The following is a 15254-nucleotide window of genomic DNA, read 5'->3' as shown; positions in this document are numbered from 1 at the left end:
GTCACTTCACCGAGGTCTGGGCCTTCGCCATCGCCTCCTGGGGCGTGGCGGAGCCGCTCAGCGCGCTCTGCACGGCCGTCCACATCTGCTGGGAGATCTTCGGGTACTTGGTGCCGAGGTTGTCGCTGGTGCGCCCCTTCGCCGCGTGCACCGCGTCCACCCAGACCTTCAGCTCGGGCTTGGCCTCGACCTGCTTCTGCTGGATCTGGGTCGTCGGCGCGATGTAGGACAGCGTGCTGACGGCGGTGTAGGAGTCGTCCCCGCTGGTCAGGCAGTCGCCGATCTTCTTGGACGTGGCGTACCGGCCGGTGTCGTCCTGCACCGGGACGGTCACGAACTCGCCCCCGGTCGGGGCCGGGGCGGTGCCGCCGTCCTTCCCGGGGATCGGGATGATCCCGTACGGGAAGCCCGCCTTCTTCACGTTCTCCAGTTGCCAGGTCCCGTTCTCGGCGAAGGCGTAGTCGCCGGTCGCGAACTCCTGCCAGCTGGTGGTCTGCGTGTTGTTCAGGACGGACTTGGGCGCGTACCCCTTCTTCAGCCAGTCGGACCACAGCGTCAGCGCGTCGACCGACTGCGGCGCGTCGAGGCCGGTGAGCTGCGCGCCCGCGCCCCAGAACCAGGGCAGGAACTGGAAGCTGCCCTCCTCGGTGCCGATGGCGGAGAACGTGATGCCCTTCTCGCCGGCCGCCTTCACCTTCTGGAGCGCGGCGGTGAGGCTCGTCCAGTCCTTGATGGCGGAGACGTCGACGTCCGCGGCCTTCAGGATCTTCTTGTTGTAGAAGAGCGCGAGGGTGTTCGCGCCGATCGGGATCCCGTAGGTCTTGCCGCCGGCCTGCCCGGCGGCGAGCAGGTTCGGCTGGATCTTCGAGGTGTCGGTGCCGGTCTCGGCCGTCGTCGTCAGGACGCCGGCCTCGGCGAGCGTCGACACGACCGGGTTGTCGACGATGAGGACGTCCGGCGCGTTGCCCTGCTGCGCGGCGAGCAGCGCCTTGTTGGTGAGGTCGGTCGTGTCGTAGGCGGTGCGCTTCACCTTCACGCCCGCGGCGGTGCCGCACTTGTCCAGCAGCTTCGCCCAGTCGGAGCCGGCCTGGTACTGGGGGTAGGGGTCCCAGACCGTGTAGGTGCCGGAGTCGGCGGTGCCGCCGCCGGACGAACAGCCGGCGAGCACGGCCGCCGCGAGGGCGGCGGCAGTGCCGGCCGCGAGGAGGCGCGTCCTGCGGGGGTGGTGGGGGTGGGTCATCGCGGTCGTCCTTTCCGGGTGCGCGCGCCCCGGCGCGGCACTGCATCGAACCGGTTCGCCGAACCGGTTCGATGCACGATAAGCGCCTAGCCGCCACAGGTCAATGGATTGGCTTACCGATTAGCGAACCGGTTCGATGATGCGCTACAACCGATATCGTGACTGGACGGGTTGGAGGAGCCTTGTCGAATCGGTTCGATGACGCGGCGGCCGTGACCATCGGGGAGATCGCCCGGCGGGCGCGGGTGTCGCGCAGCACGGTGTCCTACGCGCTGAGCGGGAAGCGCCCGGTGTCGGAGACCACCCGGCTGCGCATCCAGCAGGTCATCGACGAGATGGGGTACCAGCCGAACGCCAGCGCGCGGGCGCTCGCCCGCGGCGAGACGCGGACGCTGGGCCTGGTCTTCCCGCCCGCGAGCACGCACTACACCGACATGCAGCTCGACTTCATCGGCGGCCTGGTCGACGCCGCCGCCGTCCGCGACTACGACGTCCTGATGTCGCCGGCCGGGGCCGAGGACCGCGGCTTCCACCGGCTGATCGGCGAGCGGCGGGTGGACGGCGCGGTCCTGATGGAGATCCGGCTGCAGGACGCCCGCGTCGACCGGATGCGCGCGACCGGCTTCCCCTTCGTGACGATCGGCCGCACCGCCGAGCCGGAGGGCACGAGCTGGGTCGACCTCGACCACGGGCGGCTCGTCCGGCACTGCGTCCGGCATCTGGCGCAGCTCGGCCACCGCCGGCTCGCGCTCGTGAACCGGTCCGAGGAGCTGATCCGCGCCGGGTACGAGTCGGCGCGGCGCGGCCAGGACGGCTTCGAGGCGGCGCTCGCCGAGCACGCGGTCTCCGGCCGCTCCTACCAGTGCGGGGACGACGCCGCGTCCGGCGAGTCCTGCGTCGAGCGCATCCTGTCGGACGACCCGGGCGTGACCGGCATCGTCACGCTGAACGAGGCGGCGCTCGGCGGGCTGTACCGGGGCCTCGGCGCCGCCGGGCGGGAGGTCCCCCGCGACATGTCGGTCACCGGCATCGTCGGCAGCCGGTGGGCCGAGGCCGTGACGCCCGCGCTGACCGCGGCCGACGTGCCCTCACGCGAGATGGGCCGCATCGCCATCGACCTGCTCCTGGAACGCATCGGCGCCCCCACCGCGCCCCTCCGCCACCAGCTCCTGACCCCGCCGATCTCCCTACGCGCCAGCACCGGCCCCGCCACCACCCCACCGGGGTGATCAGGCGGGGGCGGTCGAGTCGCGGATGATGAGGCGGCCGGGGTGGTGGACGACGCCGGTGCGCCGCTCGCCCTCCAGGGCCGCGATCAGGTGGTGGGCGGCGGTGGCGCCGAGGCGTTCGAGGTCGAGGTCGACGGTGCTGAGCGGCGGGCGGCTCTCGGTCGCGAAGATCTCCCAGTTGTCGTAGCCGATGACGGCGACGTCGTCCGGGACCCGGCGGCCGAGGTCGTGCAGCGCGTCGATGGCGCCGTACGCGATCTGGTCGCTGCCGCAGAACAGCGCGTCCACCCCGGGGTCGGCGGCGAGGAGCATGCGGGTCGCCTGCCGTCCCCAGCGCTGGGACCAGGCGCCGAAGGACGGGCGGCCGCCGGCGAGGGGCAGGCCCGCGGCGTCCAGCACGGCCAGCAGCCCGGCCGCCCGGTCCCGCGCGGCCCGGTAGCCCTCCTCGCCGGTGATGTGCGCGATGCGGCGGCGGCCGAGGGCGAGGAGGTGCTCGGCGGCGAGGCGCGCGCCCCCCACGTCGTCGGCGACGACGGACAGGTCGCCGGGGTCGTCGGACTGCCCGTAGGCGTACACGACCGGGACGGGGATGTCGCCGGTGAGCGACGCGCGGACGTCGTTGCGGTCGCCGAGGACGATCAGCCCGTCGACCTGCCGGGCCAGCAGCGTCCGGATGTGCTGCCGCCGCCGGACGGCGTCGCCGCGCGCGTCGCACAGCAGCACCGACATCTCGCCGTCGCCGAGCGCGTTCTCGACGCCCAGCAGGACCGGGATCGCGAAGCGCCCCGCGAGTTCGTCGGTGAGCAGCCCGACCGTGCGGCTGCTGCCGGACAGCAGGCCGCGGGCGAGCGCGTTGGGTTGGAAGGACAGCTCCTCGGCGACCGCGAGGACGCGGGTGCGGGTCTGCGGGGCGACGTCCGGGCGCGCGTTCAGCGCCTTGGAGGCCGTCGCCACCGACACCCCGGCGCGCCGGGCCACCTCGGTGAGGGTCACGGGTGCGGATGGACGTCTGGTCACCGAAAACCTTTCCGGGCTCCGAGCATTGTAAGCGGCGCGTGACGGAAACGACCCCTTGACAACCCGGCGCGGACGTTCTTACCTTCCTCCCGAAAACCTTTTCGGAGCTTGGTCGCCGCGGCCGCCGGGCTCACCGCACGCACCCCGCACGCCCTCTGCACGCACCCCCCGCTCCCCCGCCCGCCGCCGTCCTCCGCCTTCAGAGGGCACCGGCGGCCCCACCCCCGAGGTGATCCATGAGTTCCAGACGCCGGACGTTCCTCGCCGCCGGACTCGCCGTGAGCGCGATCGCCGCGCTCCAGACGGCCGTCCCCACCACCCCCGCGCACGCCGACGGAGCCACGCTCGTGGTGAACGCCGCGGCGCCGTTCCGCCCCGTCACCCATGCCGCCGCCGGCGGCCTCTACGGGCTGATCGAGGGCAACCGGCCCGCCAACGCGCTGATGTACCCGCTGCACCTGCGCACGGTCACCCAGCCCGCGCCCGGCGTCCGGCAGGCGCCGAACGGCCAGCCTCCCGCCGGGGACGCGCTCCTGGTCGCCCCGCAGGCCGACAGGCTCGGCGCGTCGGTGATCATCCGGATGCCCGACATCTACCCGAACTTCCCCTACAGGTGGGTGAGCTGGGACGACTGGCTCGCCAAGGTCGACGCCCAGGTGAACGCCCGGCTCGCCAGGACCGACGTCACCAACATCGAGGGCTACGAGCTCTGGAACGAGCCGGACGGGACGTGGAACACCGCGGCGGCGGGCGACTTCAACGCCGGCTGGGCCCGCACCTTCCGCCGCGTCCGCGCCAAGGACCCGGTCACGCCGATCATCGGGCCGAGCCTGAGCTGGTACAACGGGAACTACATGCGGTCGTTCCTGACCTACGCCCGTGACAACGGCGTGCTGCCGGACGTCGTCTGCTGGCACGAGCTGGCGCAGGACCCGTCCGCGATCGCCGCCGACATCGCCGCCTACCGGGCGCTGGAGCGCTCGCTCGGGATCAGCCCGCGCCGCATCGCCGTCAACGAGTACGCGGGCACCGACGCCGTGGACCGTCCGGGCGCGGCGGCGAGCTTCATCGCCAAGCTCGAACGCGGCGGCGTCGACTCGGCCGACCGCGCGTTCTGGTACGAGTACGGGACGCTCAACGGGCTCGTCACCGACGGGCGTCCCACCGGCACGTACTGGCTGTACAAGTGGTACGGCGACATGGCCGGGTCCATGGTCGCCACGACGCCCGCCGCGCAGACCGGGCTGGACGGCTTCGCCTCCTACGACGGCACCCGCAAGATCGTGAACGTGGTCGCGGGGCACGCGTCCGGGACCAACACCGTCCGGGTCACCGGGCTGAACGCGCTCGGCCCGTCCGTCCGGGTGCGGCTCGAGTCGACGCCGTACTCGGGACGGCACACCGCGGTCGCGGGCCCGACGGCCGTGTGGGACAGGACGTACACCGTGAACAACGGCGAGATCTCGGTCCCGGTCTCCGGCATGGACGCGAGCTCCGCCTACCACCTGTCCATCGAGCCGACCGGCGGGGTACCCGCCTACCAGCACCGGTACGAGGCCGAGAACGCCGCGGTGTTCCGGGCCGAACGGCTCTCCTCCGGGAGTGCCTCGAACGGCGGGTACGTCGGCCGGATCGACAACACGGGCGACCCCCGCACCGACAGCTACGTCGACTTCATCGTGAACGTCCCGTCCGCCCGGACGTACACGATGAAGATCGGCTACGCCAACGGCACGGGGGCGACGGCGACGCAGGGCATCGCCTACAACGGCGGCGCGTGGTCCACGATCAGCTACCCGCCCACGGGCGGCTGGGGCCAGTTCGGCTCGACCGTGTCGACGACCGTCAATCTGCCCGCCGGGTACAGCGTGATCCGGCTGGCGAAGGGATCGCCGTACTTCCAGGGCGGCACCGGCTACGCCGAACTCGACTACATAGAGCTCAACTAGAGCGCGGCTCCTCGGCCGTCCCGCTCGCCGGGCGGGACGGCCGACGAGCGGCCTGCGACCGGCCTGCGACCGGCCTGCGACCGGCCTGCGACCGGCCGGGGCCGTGGTCAGCGTGCGCGGATGCCGTTGAGGATCAGCGAGACGACGTCCTCCGACTCGGCTTCGGCCTCCGGGGTGTTCCACTCCTCGGCGTGCACCGGATCGTGGAAGCGGCTGGTCGCGTTGAGGACGGCCCGCGCGATCACCTCGGGCTCACCGTCCGCGAAGTCGCCGCTCGCGATGCCGTCGGCGACGATGGCGCGGATCTGCTCGACCAGGAAGCCGACATGGGCGGACGACACGCTGCTGTGCTCGGCCGCCAGCACCCGGAAGGTGGCGAACAGCTCCGGGTCCTCCTTCGCCTTGGCCCATTTCGCGGCGAACATGCCGGTGAGCAGGCCGCGCAGCCGCTCCACCGGGGGCCGTCCCGAGTCCTGGGCGGCGGCGGCGAAGTCGTCCCGCACCCGGTCGAGCCAGCGCCGGATCACGGCCTCGCGCAGCGCCGCCTTGGACGGGAAGTGCCGGTACACGCTCCCGTGGCTCACGCCCAGCAGCCGCGCGACGTCGAGCACCGTGGTCTTCTCCGGTCCGTGGCGGCGCAGCACCTCTTCGGTGGCCGACACGACCGTCTCCGCGTCCAGCGGCTCCCCGCGCATCACTCCTCCTCGCCTGCCCAGCTCACCCCGTCCGACCCGCCCTGTCCGACTCGCCGGTCCCCCAGCGAGGAACGTACGTGAAGGACTGACGGAAACCAACTCTCGCCCGTCCGTCACCTGTCGATGCGATGACAGATTTTGAAATCTGTCAGTTGTCACCTGTACGGTGTCGCCATGACCACGTCGCGAGGAGGCACCCCATGACCATGAGCACCCCGACCGCCGCGCTCGCCGGACGCACCGTGTCCCGGGTCGGCTACGGCGCGGCCCAGCTCGAACGCCTCTCCGACCGCCGCGACGACGCCGTCGCCCTGCTGCGCCGCGCCGTGGAGCTGGGCGTGGACCATGTCGACACCGCCGAGTTCTACGGCTTCGGCTTCGCCAACGCCGTCATCCGCGAAGCACTGCGACCCGAAGACGGCGTTCTCGTCGCCACCAAGGTCGGCGCCGAGCCGGACCCGGGCGGGCGCGTCCCGCTGCGGATCGCGCAGCGGCCCGAGCAGCTGCGGGCCGGTGTCGAGGACAACCTGCGCAGCCTCGGCGTCGACCGGCTCGCGGTGGTCAACCTCCGCCGCCTCGACACCGGCCCCGGCATGCGTCCCGAGGGCGACCAGGTCGTGGACCTCGACGACCAGCTCGCGGTGCTGACCGCCCTGCGCGACGAGGGCAAGATCGGCGCGATCGGCCTGAGCAGCGTCACGCCGGACGTCCTGCGCCGCGCCCTGCCGGCCGGCATCGCCTGCGTGCAGAACGCCTACAGCCTCGTCTCCCGGGACGGCGAGGACATGCTGCGGCTGTGCCTGGACGAGGGCATCGCCTGGGTCCCGTTCTTCCCGCTCGGCGGGGCCTTTCCGGGTCTGCCCAAGGTGACCGAGGAACCGGCCGTGCACGCCGTCGCCGCGTCGATGGGCGTCACCGCGTCCCAGGTCGGGCTCGCCTGGCTGCTGCACCACGCCCCGAACGTGCTGCTCATCCCCGGCACCGCAGACCCCGCCCATCTGGAGGCCAACATGGCGGTCGGCGAGATCACGTTCGACACTGCCGCCCTCGCCGCCCTGGACGCCGTCGAGTCGCGCTCCAGCGAAGTCCTGCTCGGCTAGGAGGACGATCATGAAGGCCGTGATCTACCGCGGCAGCGGCGGGCCCGGCGTGCTCCGGCTCGTCGACCGCGATCTGCCCGTGCCCGGCCCCGGCGAGGTCCGGGTCCGGGTCGCTGTGTCGGGCGTAAACCCGGCCGACGTGCAGGCTCGCTCCGGCGGCCCCATGGGATTCCCCGAGATCACCCCGCACCTGGACGGCGCCGGCGTGATCGACGCCGTCGGTGCGGGGGTCGACGGGAGCCGGGGCGGTGAGCGGGTCTGGCTGTTCATGGCCGCCGCCGGACGGCCCACCGGCACCGCCGCCGAGTTCACCGTCGTGCCCGCCGACCGGGCCGTCCCGCTGCCCGACGGGGTCGGTTTCGACGCCGGCGCCGCGCTCGGCGTCCCCGCGCTCACCGCGCACCGCGCGCTCACCGTCGCCGAGGACGGGCCGCGCCGGCTGCGTCCCGGCGCGCTCGACGGCCGGACGGTGCTCGCGGCGGGCGGCGCCGGGGCGGTCGGGCACGCGGTGGTCCAGCTCGCCCGCTGGGCCGGCGCCACCGTGATCGGCACGGTCAGCGGCCCGGAGAAGGCCCGGCTCGCCACCGCCGCCGGCGCGCACCACGCGGTCGACTACCGCGCGGACGACCCCGCCGCCGAGATCCGGGACATCGCCCCGGACGGCGTCGACATCGTCGCCGAGGTGGCGCTCGGCGCGAACCTCGCCCTGGACCTGGCGGTGCTGCGGCCGCGCGGCACGATCTCCACCTACGCCAACGTCGGCGGCGGGCCAGTCGAACTGGACGTCGTGCGGAACATGGTGCTGAACACCCGCTTCCAGTTCCTGGTGCTCTACACGGCCGGTCCGGAGGCACGTGCCGCAGCCGTCGAGGACGTCGCCGCCGCCGTCCGCGACGGCGCGCTGCCGGTCGGCGAGGAGCACGGCCTTCCCCTGCTCCGGTTCCCGCTCGACCGGACTGCCGACGCGCACCGCGCGGTGGAGGGAGGCGCGGTCGGCAAGGTGGTCGTCGACGTCCCGTCGTGACGCCGTCAACCCTCGTCGTCGAGCACTCTGGTCAGGTAGCGGCGTCCCGGCTCGGTCCGCGCGGGGTCGAGGGCGCGGCGGTAGGCGTCCCGGGCCTCGGCGGCGCGGCCGGCCCGGCGCAGGAGGGCGGCGCGGGTCGAGTGGTAGCAGCGGTAGTGGTCCAGGCCGAGGCCGTCGAGGATGGCGAGACCGGCGACGGCGCGGTTCATCTCGACGACCGGGGAGCGGGTCCGCTCGGCGAGCGTGCCGTACAGGGCGGCGATCTTCCGCCAGTCGCGGGGCTCCCGAAGGTGCAGGTCGGCGCGTCGAGGGCGAGCGACGGATGGCAGCAGGTGAAGATCAGCTCCAGCCGCTCGTCCGGGATGGCGGCGCGGTCGTCCATGGCGTCCTCCGGTGGCGGCGGCCCGGTCTCCAGGTCGCGGGCGAGCAGCGCGGTCTTGCCGGCCAGCCGCCGGCGGCGGCGCAGCTGGTCGACGGCCCGGTTGCGGGCGGTCGTGACCAGCCGGCCGGCGGGGTTGGCGGGCTCCCCGTCGCGCGGCCAGCGCTCGGCCGCGACGGCGAACGCCTCAGCGGCGGCGTCCTCGGCGATGTCGCGGAGTCGGCGCGCCCCATGGAGAGCGCCGCGCGAGGCTGCTACTACATTTGTAGAAGCAGGGTTAGGGTCGATGGAGACCACGATGAGCGGAGGATCCGATGCCTTTCTGGGACAAGCTGCGCGAGTCGACGCAGACCATGCAGACGCAACTGCTCAGTAAGAAGAACGAACTGAAGAGCGGGGCGTTCCGGGACGCCAGCATGGCGATGTGCGCGCTGGTCGCCGCGGCCGACGGGAGCGTGGACCCGTCCGAGCGGCAGCGCACCGCCTCGCTGATCGCCTCCAACGAGGTGCTGCAGAACTTCCCGGCGGACGACCTGCAGCGCCGCTTCAACGACTACGTGTCCAAGCTCACCGCCGACTTCGACTTCGGGAAGGTCTCGGTCCTGCAGGACATCGGCAAGACGAAGAAGAAGCCCGCCGAGGCGCGCGCCGTCATCCAGATCGGCATCGTGATCGGCGGCGCGGACGGGAACTTCGACAGCAGTGAGAAGGCCGTCGTCCGGGAGGCGTGCTTCGCGGTCGGCCTGGACCCGGCCGAGTTCGAGCTCTGACCGGCGCGCCGCGCTCGCTCTGCGCGGGGTCAGCGGAGGGCGAGCAGCGGCAGCAGGGACGACGCGATGACGTGATCGAGCTGCAGGGTCGCGGCGGTCAGCGAGCCGGAGACGACGCCGTTGCCGAGGAGCAGCAGCGGCCCGGTGACCGCGTTCTTCGCCGGGGGCGTGCCCAGCAGCGCCTCGACGCGCTCCACGACCCCGGACTCGGCGAACGCGGTCGCCGCCGGCCGGGCCGGGCGCGGCTGGGCGAGCGCGACCTTGGCGAGCGTCCGGGCGACGGAGGCGCGGTCGCCGGTCGCCTCGGCGGCGTCCTCGTCCGCCCACCGCTCCACCGCCAGCCGCAGCCGGCCGTCCAGGGGCCGCAGCGGCGGCAGCACCGCCGCGGCCAGCGCCCCGGCGGCCAGGTACCGGTGGTGGCGGTGCCGGAGATGGGACGCCTCGTGCTGGAAGACGACGTGGAGTTCTTCGGGTGACAGGTCGCGCAGCAGCCCCCGCGAGACGATGACCCCGCCATGGCGGCCGGGGACGGCGACGGCGATCGGGACGTCGGTGTCGAGCGGCTCCCGGACGTCGACCCGCGCGGCCCGCACCTCGCGCACCCAGCGGACGACGGTCCGCCCCGCGACCAGGGCCCCGAGCACCGACAGCGCGCCCGCCGCGATTCCGATCGCGTCCGGGACGGGCCGGTCGTCGCCGAACAGCGCCCATTCGGGGACGTGCGCGGCGGCGGACGGCGCCAGCGTCGCCGCGTAGTTGATCGCCACGAACACGCCCGTTCCGAGCGCGGCGACCGCCGTCATCGCGCCGGTCGTCGCCAGCAGCCGCGCCGACCAGGACGGGTGCAGCCGTAACGGCGCCCGGCCGAGGACGGTGCCGAGCGTCAGCATGATGGCCAGGGGCAGGAAGGTGAACCAGTTCACCCGTCGCCTTCCGGACGGTCGAGGAACTCGCGCAGTTTGCGCGCCTCCTCGACGCTCAGCGACCGCGCGAACCGGTTCAGCACGGTACCCGGATCGCTGGCGTGCCGGAGATGCTCGCGCATGCGCCCCGCCACCAGCTCCGACTCGTCCACGGCGAGCCGGTACCGGTAGTGCCGCCCCGCCCGGACCCGCGTGACCAGCTTCTTCTCGTGCAGCCGGTGCAGGATCGTGTTCACCGTCGTGTAGGCCGGATCGCCGTCCAGCCGCGCCCGCAGCTCGGCCGTGCTGGCCGGGCCGCCCGCCGCGGCGAGCGCCGCCAGGACCTCGGCCTCCAGCCGCCCGAGCGGCCTGCGCGTCACCGCCCTCACCCGCCTTTTCGCAGGACGTCCGGCTCCAGGTAGACCAGGCGGGCGATCGGCACCGCCGCCCGGATGCGCGCCTCCGCGTCGTTGATCGCGTCGGCGACCTCGCGGGCGTCGTCCTGCAGGTCCACGGCGATCTTCGCGGCGACCAGCAGCTCCTCCGGCCCGAGGTGCATGGTGCGCATGTGGATGACCGCGGGGACGTCGCGGCTCGCCACGATCGCCTCCCTGATCAGCCGGACGTGCTCCGGCCCCGCCGACTCGCCGATGAGCAGGCTCTTCACCTCGGTGGCCAGCACGATCGCGATGGCGGTGAGCAGCACGCCGATGGCGGCGGTGCCGATCCCGTCCCAGACCCCGTTGCCGGTGAGCAGCGTCAGCCCGACCCCGCCGAGCGCGAACACGAGGCCGAGGAGCGCGCCGGTGTCCTCCAGCAGGATCACCGGCAGCTCCGGCGACTTGGACCGCCGGACGAACTGCACCCAGCTGGACGTGCCCCGGCTGCGGTTCGACTCCTTGACCGCCGTGCGCAGCGCCGTCCCCTCCAGGGCGATCGCGACCAGCAGCACGGCGATCGGCACCCACTGCCACGTGTCGATCGGATGCGGGTCGCGGATCTTGTGCCACGCCTCGTACAGCGCGAACAGGCCGCCCAGGCTGAACAGCACGATCGCGACCAGGAACGCGTAGATGTAGCGCTCGCGCCCGTACCCGAACGGGTGCTCCTCGGTGGCGCGCCGCTCCGCGCGCTTGCCGCCGATCAGCAGCAGCGCCTGGTTGCTGGAGTCGGCGACCGAGTGGATCGCCTCGGCCAGCATCGAGGACGAGCCCGTCAGCGCGAACGCCACGAACTTGGTGACCGCGATCCCCAGGTTCGCGCCGAGCGCGGTGAGGACGGCCCTGGTGCTTCCTTCGGCGCTCACGTACTCCCCCGCCGCCGTCCGGTCGGATGCGCCCGCCCGGACGCACCCATGGAAACTACACTTGTAGCAGACCGTGTCCGCCCGCGGGGGATGCACACCGGACATACGGAAAGGGGCCGGCTCCGCATGCGTCCGGTCAGCTCCGCTCCCGCCGCGGAGGCCGCGCTTCCTCCCCGGCGGCCGCCTCGTCCCGCTCCTCGCGCTCGTCGCCGCTCCGGTGGAACCTGTTCCACAGGAAGCGGCCGCCCTCGATGAGCCCGGTGATCGCCAGGGCGATGCCGAATCCGAGGATCAGCCCCTTGACCGGGTCCTCCTCGAAGGCGGCGCCGCCCAGGTAGCCGATGAGCCCGGTGTAGGACGCCCACGGGACGGAGGCGACCGCGTCGAACGGCGTGAAGTGGCGCAGCGGGTACCGCACGATGCCCATGAGCAGCGTCGCGGTCGTGCGCCCGCCGGGGATGTAGCGGGCGATGATGATGACGAGGCCGCCGCGCTCGTCGAAGATCCTCGCGGCCCGGTCGTAGGCGTCGCGCCTGCGGCGTCCGGACCGGATCCACCGTTCCAGCCGGCCGCCGGCGAAGCGGCCGATGAAGTACGACACATGGTCGCCGCAGAAGGCGCCCGCCGCCGAGAAGGCGATGACCAGCAGCAGGATCGTGTCGCCGCTCGCCGCGTACACGCCCGCGGTGATGATCAGGGTCTCGCTGGGGACGACGGGGAAGAACGCGTCCAGCAGCGCCAGGCCGAACAGCGCGGCGTAGATCCACGGCGACGTCATCGTCCCCTGCAGGGCGTTCATGATGGCATCGCCCACGACCAGTCCCCCTCGCCGCTGTGGTGCGCCTGGCCAGGACGGACGCACCGGCCACCTGCCCTGTTTCCCGAGCAGCGGATCTGATGCCGGCGAGGGGGACATTCACCGACGTCAGGGCCGGTTCGAGTGGCGCCAGACCGTCCCGATCTGGGTACCCGCCCAGACCGTGGCCGTGTGCGGGACGCGGGTCATCGAGTACGCCGTCACCGCGACGGGCGGGGTCGCGCGCGTCCAGGAGGACCCGTCGAAGTGCAGCAGGTGGGCGGGGTCGAACGGGCTGGACAGCCACACGCCGCCCCGCCCGTCGGAGGCCATCGAGCCGAGGAACCCGACCACGGACATCGGGCGCACGTCGCCGACCGGGTCGGACGGCCCCGGGATCTGGTGGACGGTGAACTCGGAGCCGTTCCAGTGGTGCAGCGTCGGCGGCAGGAACAGCGGATGCTGCTCGATGGCGTAGAACCACACGTCGTCGGGGGCGACGTACTCGATCTGCAGGATCCAGTGGGCGTAGGTCGTCCCCCACGGGATGCGCGTCCACTCCGTGCCGTCGAAGTGCCACAGCGGGGTCGGTCCGGTCTGCGACTCGCCCGGTCCGCCGACCCAGACGTCGTCGGCCCTCCCGGCGGCGATGGCGTTGAGTCCGGACGGCCGCTCCAGCGTGAGGGAGTCCGCCCACCGGCCGTGCCGCCGCACGGACACCGTCGTGGCGTCCCCGGCGATGCCGGTCGCCCACAGGCCGCCGGTCCGGTCCAGGTCGATGGCCTGGAGCAGCGTGCCGGCGGGCCCGGACGCCGTCGTCCAGCGGCGGCCGTTCCAGTGCAGCAGGTCGGTGCGCTCGCGGGCCTCCGGACCGGCGGCGAGGGCCCAGGCGCTCGCGGCGTGCCGGGCGCGGAGGTCGTTGACGGCGGCCAGCCCCTCGGGCAGCGCGGCCCGCGTCCAGCCGCGCGGGGTCCGGTGCAGCATGACGGCCCGCGCGTCCGGCTGGAACACGTTCTCGCTGCCGCCGGCGAAGACGTGCCGCGGGTCCGGCGCGGCGATGCCGAGCAGCTGGCTCCGCCCGGACGGCGGCGGCACGGGCACGTCGACCCACTCGCCGGGCGGCGGGGCGGCGGCGCGCGCTCTCCCGGCGAGTGGGCCGGTGAGGGCGGCGCCGAGCAGCGCGGCGCCGCCGAGGGTGAAGGCCCGGCGGGACGGAAGGGGGTGCGGATGATCCACGGCGTCTCCTCGACGAGGCAGGGCGGATGATCATTGCCAGTATTTGGTGGCATGATTACCGGGATCCACACCCTGACCGGTAGCGGTCAGGGGGCACGCCGCACGCCGGAGTCAGAAGGGGAAGTCGCGGTCCTGGTCGCGTGTGGTGATCCACTGGAGCTCGCAGAACTCCTCGGCGGCGAAGCCCAGGCCGAAGCGGCCCCAGCCGGTGTCCTTGACGCCGCCGAACGGCATCTGCGGCTCGTCGTTGACCGGCTGGTCGTTGACGTGGACGATGCCGACGTCGAGCGCGGAGGCCAGCCGGAGGCCGCGCGGGCGGTCGCCGGTGATGACCGAGGCGACGAGCCCGAAGTCGGAGGCGTTGGCGCGGGCGACGGCGTCCTCGGCCGAGTCGACCGCCTCCAGGACGACGACCGGCCCGAACGTCTCGCCCTGCGCGATCTCGGCCTCGTCCGGGACGTCGGCGAGGACGGTCGCCGGATAGCAGGGCGGCTCGGGGACGCCGCCGGCGAGGACGCGGGCGCCGAGCCCGACGGCCTCCTGGACGCGGCGGTCGATGAGCGCGAGCGCCCACTCGTTGATCACCGGGCCGATCACGGTGGCCGGGTCGGACGGGTCGCCCGCCGGCAGCGCCGACGCCCTGGCCGCGAACCGCGTCGCGAACTCCTCGGCCAGCGGACGCTCCACATAGACGCGGCGGGCGCACATGCAGACCTGGCCCTGGTGGACGAAGGCGCCGTAGGTGGCGGCGTCCACGGCGTAGTCGAGGTCGGCGTCGGCCGCGACGATCAGCGGGTTCTGGCCGCTGAGCTGGAGCACCATCCGCTTCAGGTGCCGGCCGGCCTTCTCGGCGAGGCGGCGGCCGGTCGCCGTGGAGCCGGTGAAGTTGATCCGCTTGACGAGCGGGTCGGCCAGCAGCGCGTCGGCGATGCCGCCCGCTTCGCCGGGGGCGTGCGTGACGACGTTGAGGGCGCCGGGCGGCAGGCCCGCCTCCTGCAGGATCTCCGCCCAGAGCGCGCCGCCGGTGTACGGGGAGTCCTCGGACGGTTTCAGCACGACCGTGTTGCCGAGCGCGAGCGGGCCGACGATCCCGCGTCCGGCGAGGGTCAGGGAGGCGTTCCACGGCGTTATCGCCGCGACCACGCCGACGGGGCGGCGGACGGCCATCGCGGTGGTGCCCGCGACGTCCGACGGCAGCAGTTCTCCCGCCGGCCGGTAGGCGAGCTGCGCGGCCTGGCGGAGCAGCCTGATCGCGAAGCCGAGCTGGACGCCGCCGAAGCCGGCGCCGCAGCCGGTCTCGGCGGCGAGGGCGGCGAGCACCTCCTCGCCGCGGCGCTCCAGGACGTCGGCCGCGCGCAGGAACACGAGCTGGCGCTCGTGCGGCAGCGTCCGCGCCCAGCCGTCGAACGCCGCGTGCGCGGCGGCGACGGCCCGGTCGGCGTCCTCGATGTCGCCGGCGGCGACCTCGCTGAGCGTCTCGCCCGACCACGGCGAGAGGTTCAGGTACGAGCGCCCGGAGGCGGAGTCGCCCCACTCTCCGCCGATGAAGTGTCCGACGCGCGGCTTGCGCCAATCCGCCATGGGGCCCGGTTCTCCTCGCTCGCGTCGTCG

The 15254-nt window shown here is 73.4% G+C and carries 16 protein-coding genes; 5 read left to right on the top strand and 11 right to left on the bottom strand.

Annotation, left to right across the window (positions count from 1 at the left end):
• Position 1 precedes the first annotated feature (1 nt).
• Positions 2–1240 carry a sugar ABC transporter substrate-binding protein gene (locus tag ABFX46_RS13315; protein WP_346042241.1) on the bottom strand — a complete coding sequence of 413 codons (1239 nt, stop codon included), beginning with the start codon at positions 1238–1240 and terminating at the stop codon, positions 2–4.
• A gap of 182 nt (positions 1241–1422) precedes the next feature.
• On the opposite strand from ABFX46_RS13315, the gene ABFX46_RS13310 reads away from it, so the two are divergent.
• Positions 1423–2469 (top strand): LacI family DNA-binding transcriptional regulator, encoded by a 1047-nt coding sequence (locus ABFX46_RS13310; protein ID WP_346042240.1) that lies wholly within the window; start codon positions 1423–1425, stop codon positions 2467–2469.
• Here ABFX46_RS13310 and ABFX46_RS13305 read toward each other — a convergent pair whose 3' ends face one another.
• Positions 2470–3486, bottom strand: a complete 1017-nt coding sequence (locus ABFX46_RS13305) for a LacI family DNA-binding transcriptional regulator (RefSeq protein ID WP_346042238.1) — start codon at positions 3484–3486, stop codon at positions 2470–2472.
• A gap of 236 nt (positions 3487–3722) precedes the next feature.
• On the opposite strand from ABFX46_RS13305, the gene ABFX46_RS13300 reads away from it, so the two are divergent.
• Positions 3723–5435 (top strand): carbohydrate-binding protein, encoded by a 1713-nt coding sequence (locus tag ABFX46_RS13300; RefSeq protein ID WP_346042237.1) that lies wholly within the window; start codon positions 3723–3725, stop codon positions 5433–5435.
• A 107-nt stretch (positions 5436–5542) separates the two neighbouring features.
• On the opposite strand, the gene ABFX46_RS13295 is transcribed toward ABFX46_RS13300, so the two are convergent.
• Entirely contained in the window at positions 5543–6130 is a 588-nt protein-coding gene (locus tag ABFX46_RS13295) for a TetR/AcrR family transcriptional regulator (RefSeq protein ID WP_346042235.1), read from the bottom strand.
• 200 nt (positions 6131–6330) lie between these two features.
• On the opposite strand from ABFX46_RS13295, the gene ABFX46_RS13290 reads away from it, so the two are divergent.
• Both ABFX46_RS13290 and ABFX46_RS13285 read left to right on the top strand, forming a co-directional pair.
• Complete coding sequence (locus ABFX46_RS13290; protein WP_346042233.1) at positions 6331–7230, top strand: aldo/keto reductase; 900 nt, start codon at positions 6331–6333, stop codon at positions 7228–7230.
• Between the two features lie 10 nt (positions 7231–7240).
• A complete protein-coding gene (locus ABFX46_RS13285) occupies positions 7241–8254 on the top strand; it encodes an NADPH:quinone reductase (RefSeq protein ID WP_346042232.1) in 1014 nt (337 codons plus the stop codon).
• Between the two features lie 5 nt (positions 8255–8259).
• Here ABFX46_RS13285 and ABFX46_RS13280 read toward each other — a convergent pair whose 3' ends face one another.
• A complete protein-coding gene (locus ABFX46_RS13280; RefSeq protein WP_346042230.1) occupies positions 8260–8463 on the bottom strand; it encodes a hypothetical protein in 204 nt (67 codons plus the stop codon).
• Positions 8460–8930, bottom strand: a complete 471-nt coding sequence (locus ABFX46_RS13275; RefSeq protein WP_346042229.1) for a hypothetical protein — start codon at positions 8928–8930, stop codon at positions 8460–8462. The genes ABFX46_RS13280 and ABFX46_RS13275 overlap by 4 nt, the downstream gene beginning before the upstream one ends.
• Before the next feature lie 17 nt (positions 8931–8947).
• Here ABFX46_RS13275 and ABFX46_RS13270 point away from each other — a divergent pair, with 17 nt between their 5' ends.
• Positions 8948–9403 (top strand): tellurite resistance TerB family protein, encoded by a 456-nt coding sequence (locus ABFX46_RS13270; RefSeq protein WP_346042227.1) that lies wholly within the window; start codon positions 8948–8950, stop codon positions 9401–9403.
• 29 nt (positions 9404–9432) lie between these two features.
• Here the strand turns inward: ABFX46_RS13270 and ABFX46_RS13265 are convergent, their stop codons facing one another.
• The 6 genes from ABFX46_RS13265 to ABFX46_RS13240 form a co-directional block, all read right to left on the bottom strand.
• A complete protein-coding gene (locus ABFX46_RS13265) occupies positions 9433–10326 on the bottom strand; it encodes a M56 family metallopeptidase (RefSeq protein ID WP_346042226.1) in 894 nt (297 codons plus the stop codon).
• Positions 10323–10685 (bottom strand): BlaI/MecI/CopY family transcriptional regulator, encoded by a 363-nt coding sequence (locus ABFX46_RS13260; RefSeq protein ID WP_346042224.1) that lies wholly within the window; start codon positions 10683–10685, stop codon positions 10323–10325. Before ABFX46_RS13260 ends, ABFX46_RS13265 begins: the two co-directional genes overlap by 4 nt.
• Before the next feature lie 5 nt (positions 10686–10690).
• Positions 10691–11611 carry a cation diffusion facilitator family transporter gene (locus tag ABFX46_RS13255; RefSeq protein ID WP_346042223.1) on the bottom strand — a complete coding sequence of 307 codons (921 nt, stop codon included), beginning with the start codon at positions 11609–11611 and terminating at the stop codon, positions 10691–10693.
• Between the two features lie 136 nt (positions 11612–11747).
• On the bottom strand, positions 11748–12425 hold the full coding sequence (locus tag ABFX46_RS13250; RefSeq protein ID WP_346042221.1) for a DedA family protein: 678 nt from the start codon (positions 12423–12425) through the stop codon (positions 11748–11750).
• Positions 12426–12536: 111 nt separating this feature from the next.
• Positions 12537–13643 (bottom strand): hypothetical protein, encoded by a 1107-nt coding sequence (locus ABFX46_RS13245; protein WP_346042220.1) that lies wholly within the window; start codon positions 13641–13643, stop codon positions 12537–12539.
• Positions 13644–13754: 111 nt separating this feature from the next.
• Complete coding sequence (locus tag ABFX46_RS13240) at positions 13755–15224, bottom strand: aldehyde dehydrogenase family protein (RefSeq protein ID WP_346042218.1); 1470 nt, start codon at positions 15222–15224, stop codon at positions 13755–13757.
• Positions 15225–15254 lie beyond the last annotated feature (30 nt).

Origin of the sequence: Actinomadura chokoriensis (assembly GCF_039529475.1) — a bacterium.
Taxonomy (GTDB): Bacteria; Actinomycetota; Actinomycetes; order Streptosporangiales; family Streptosporangiaceae; genus Spirillospora; species Spirillospora bangladeshensis.
The sequence above is the reverse complement of the archived record's forward strand: the minus strand, read 5'-3'. Positions and strand labels throughout refer to the sequence as shown.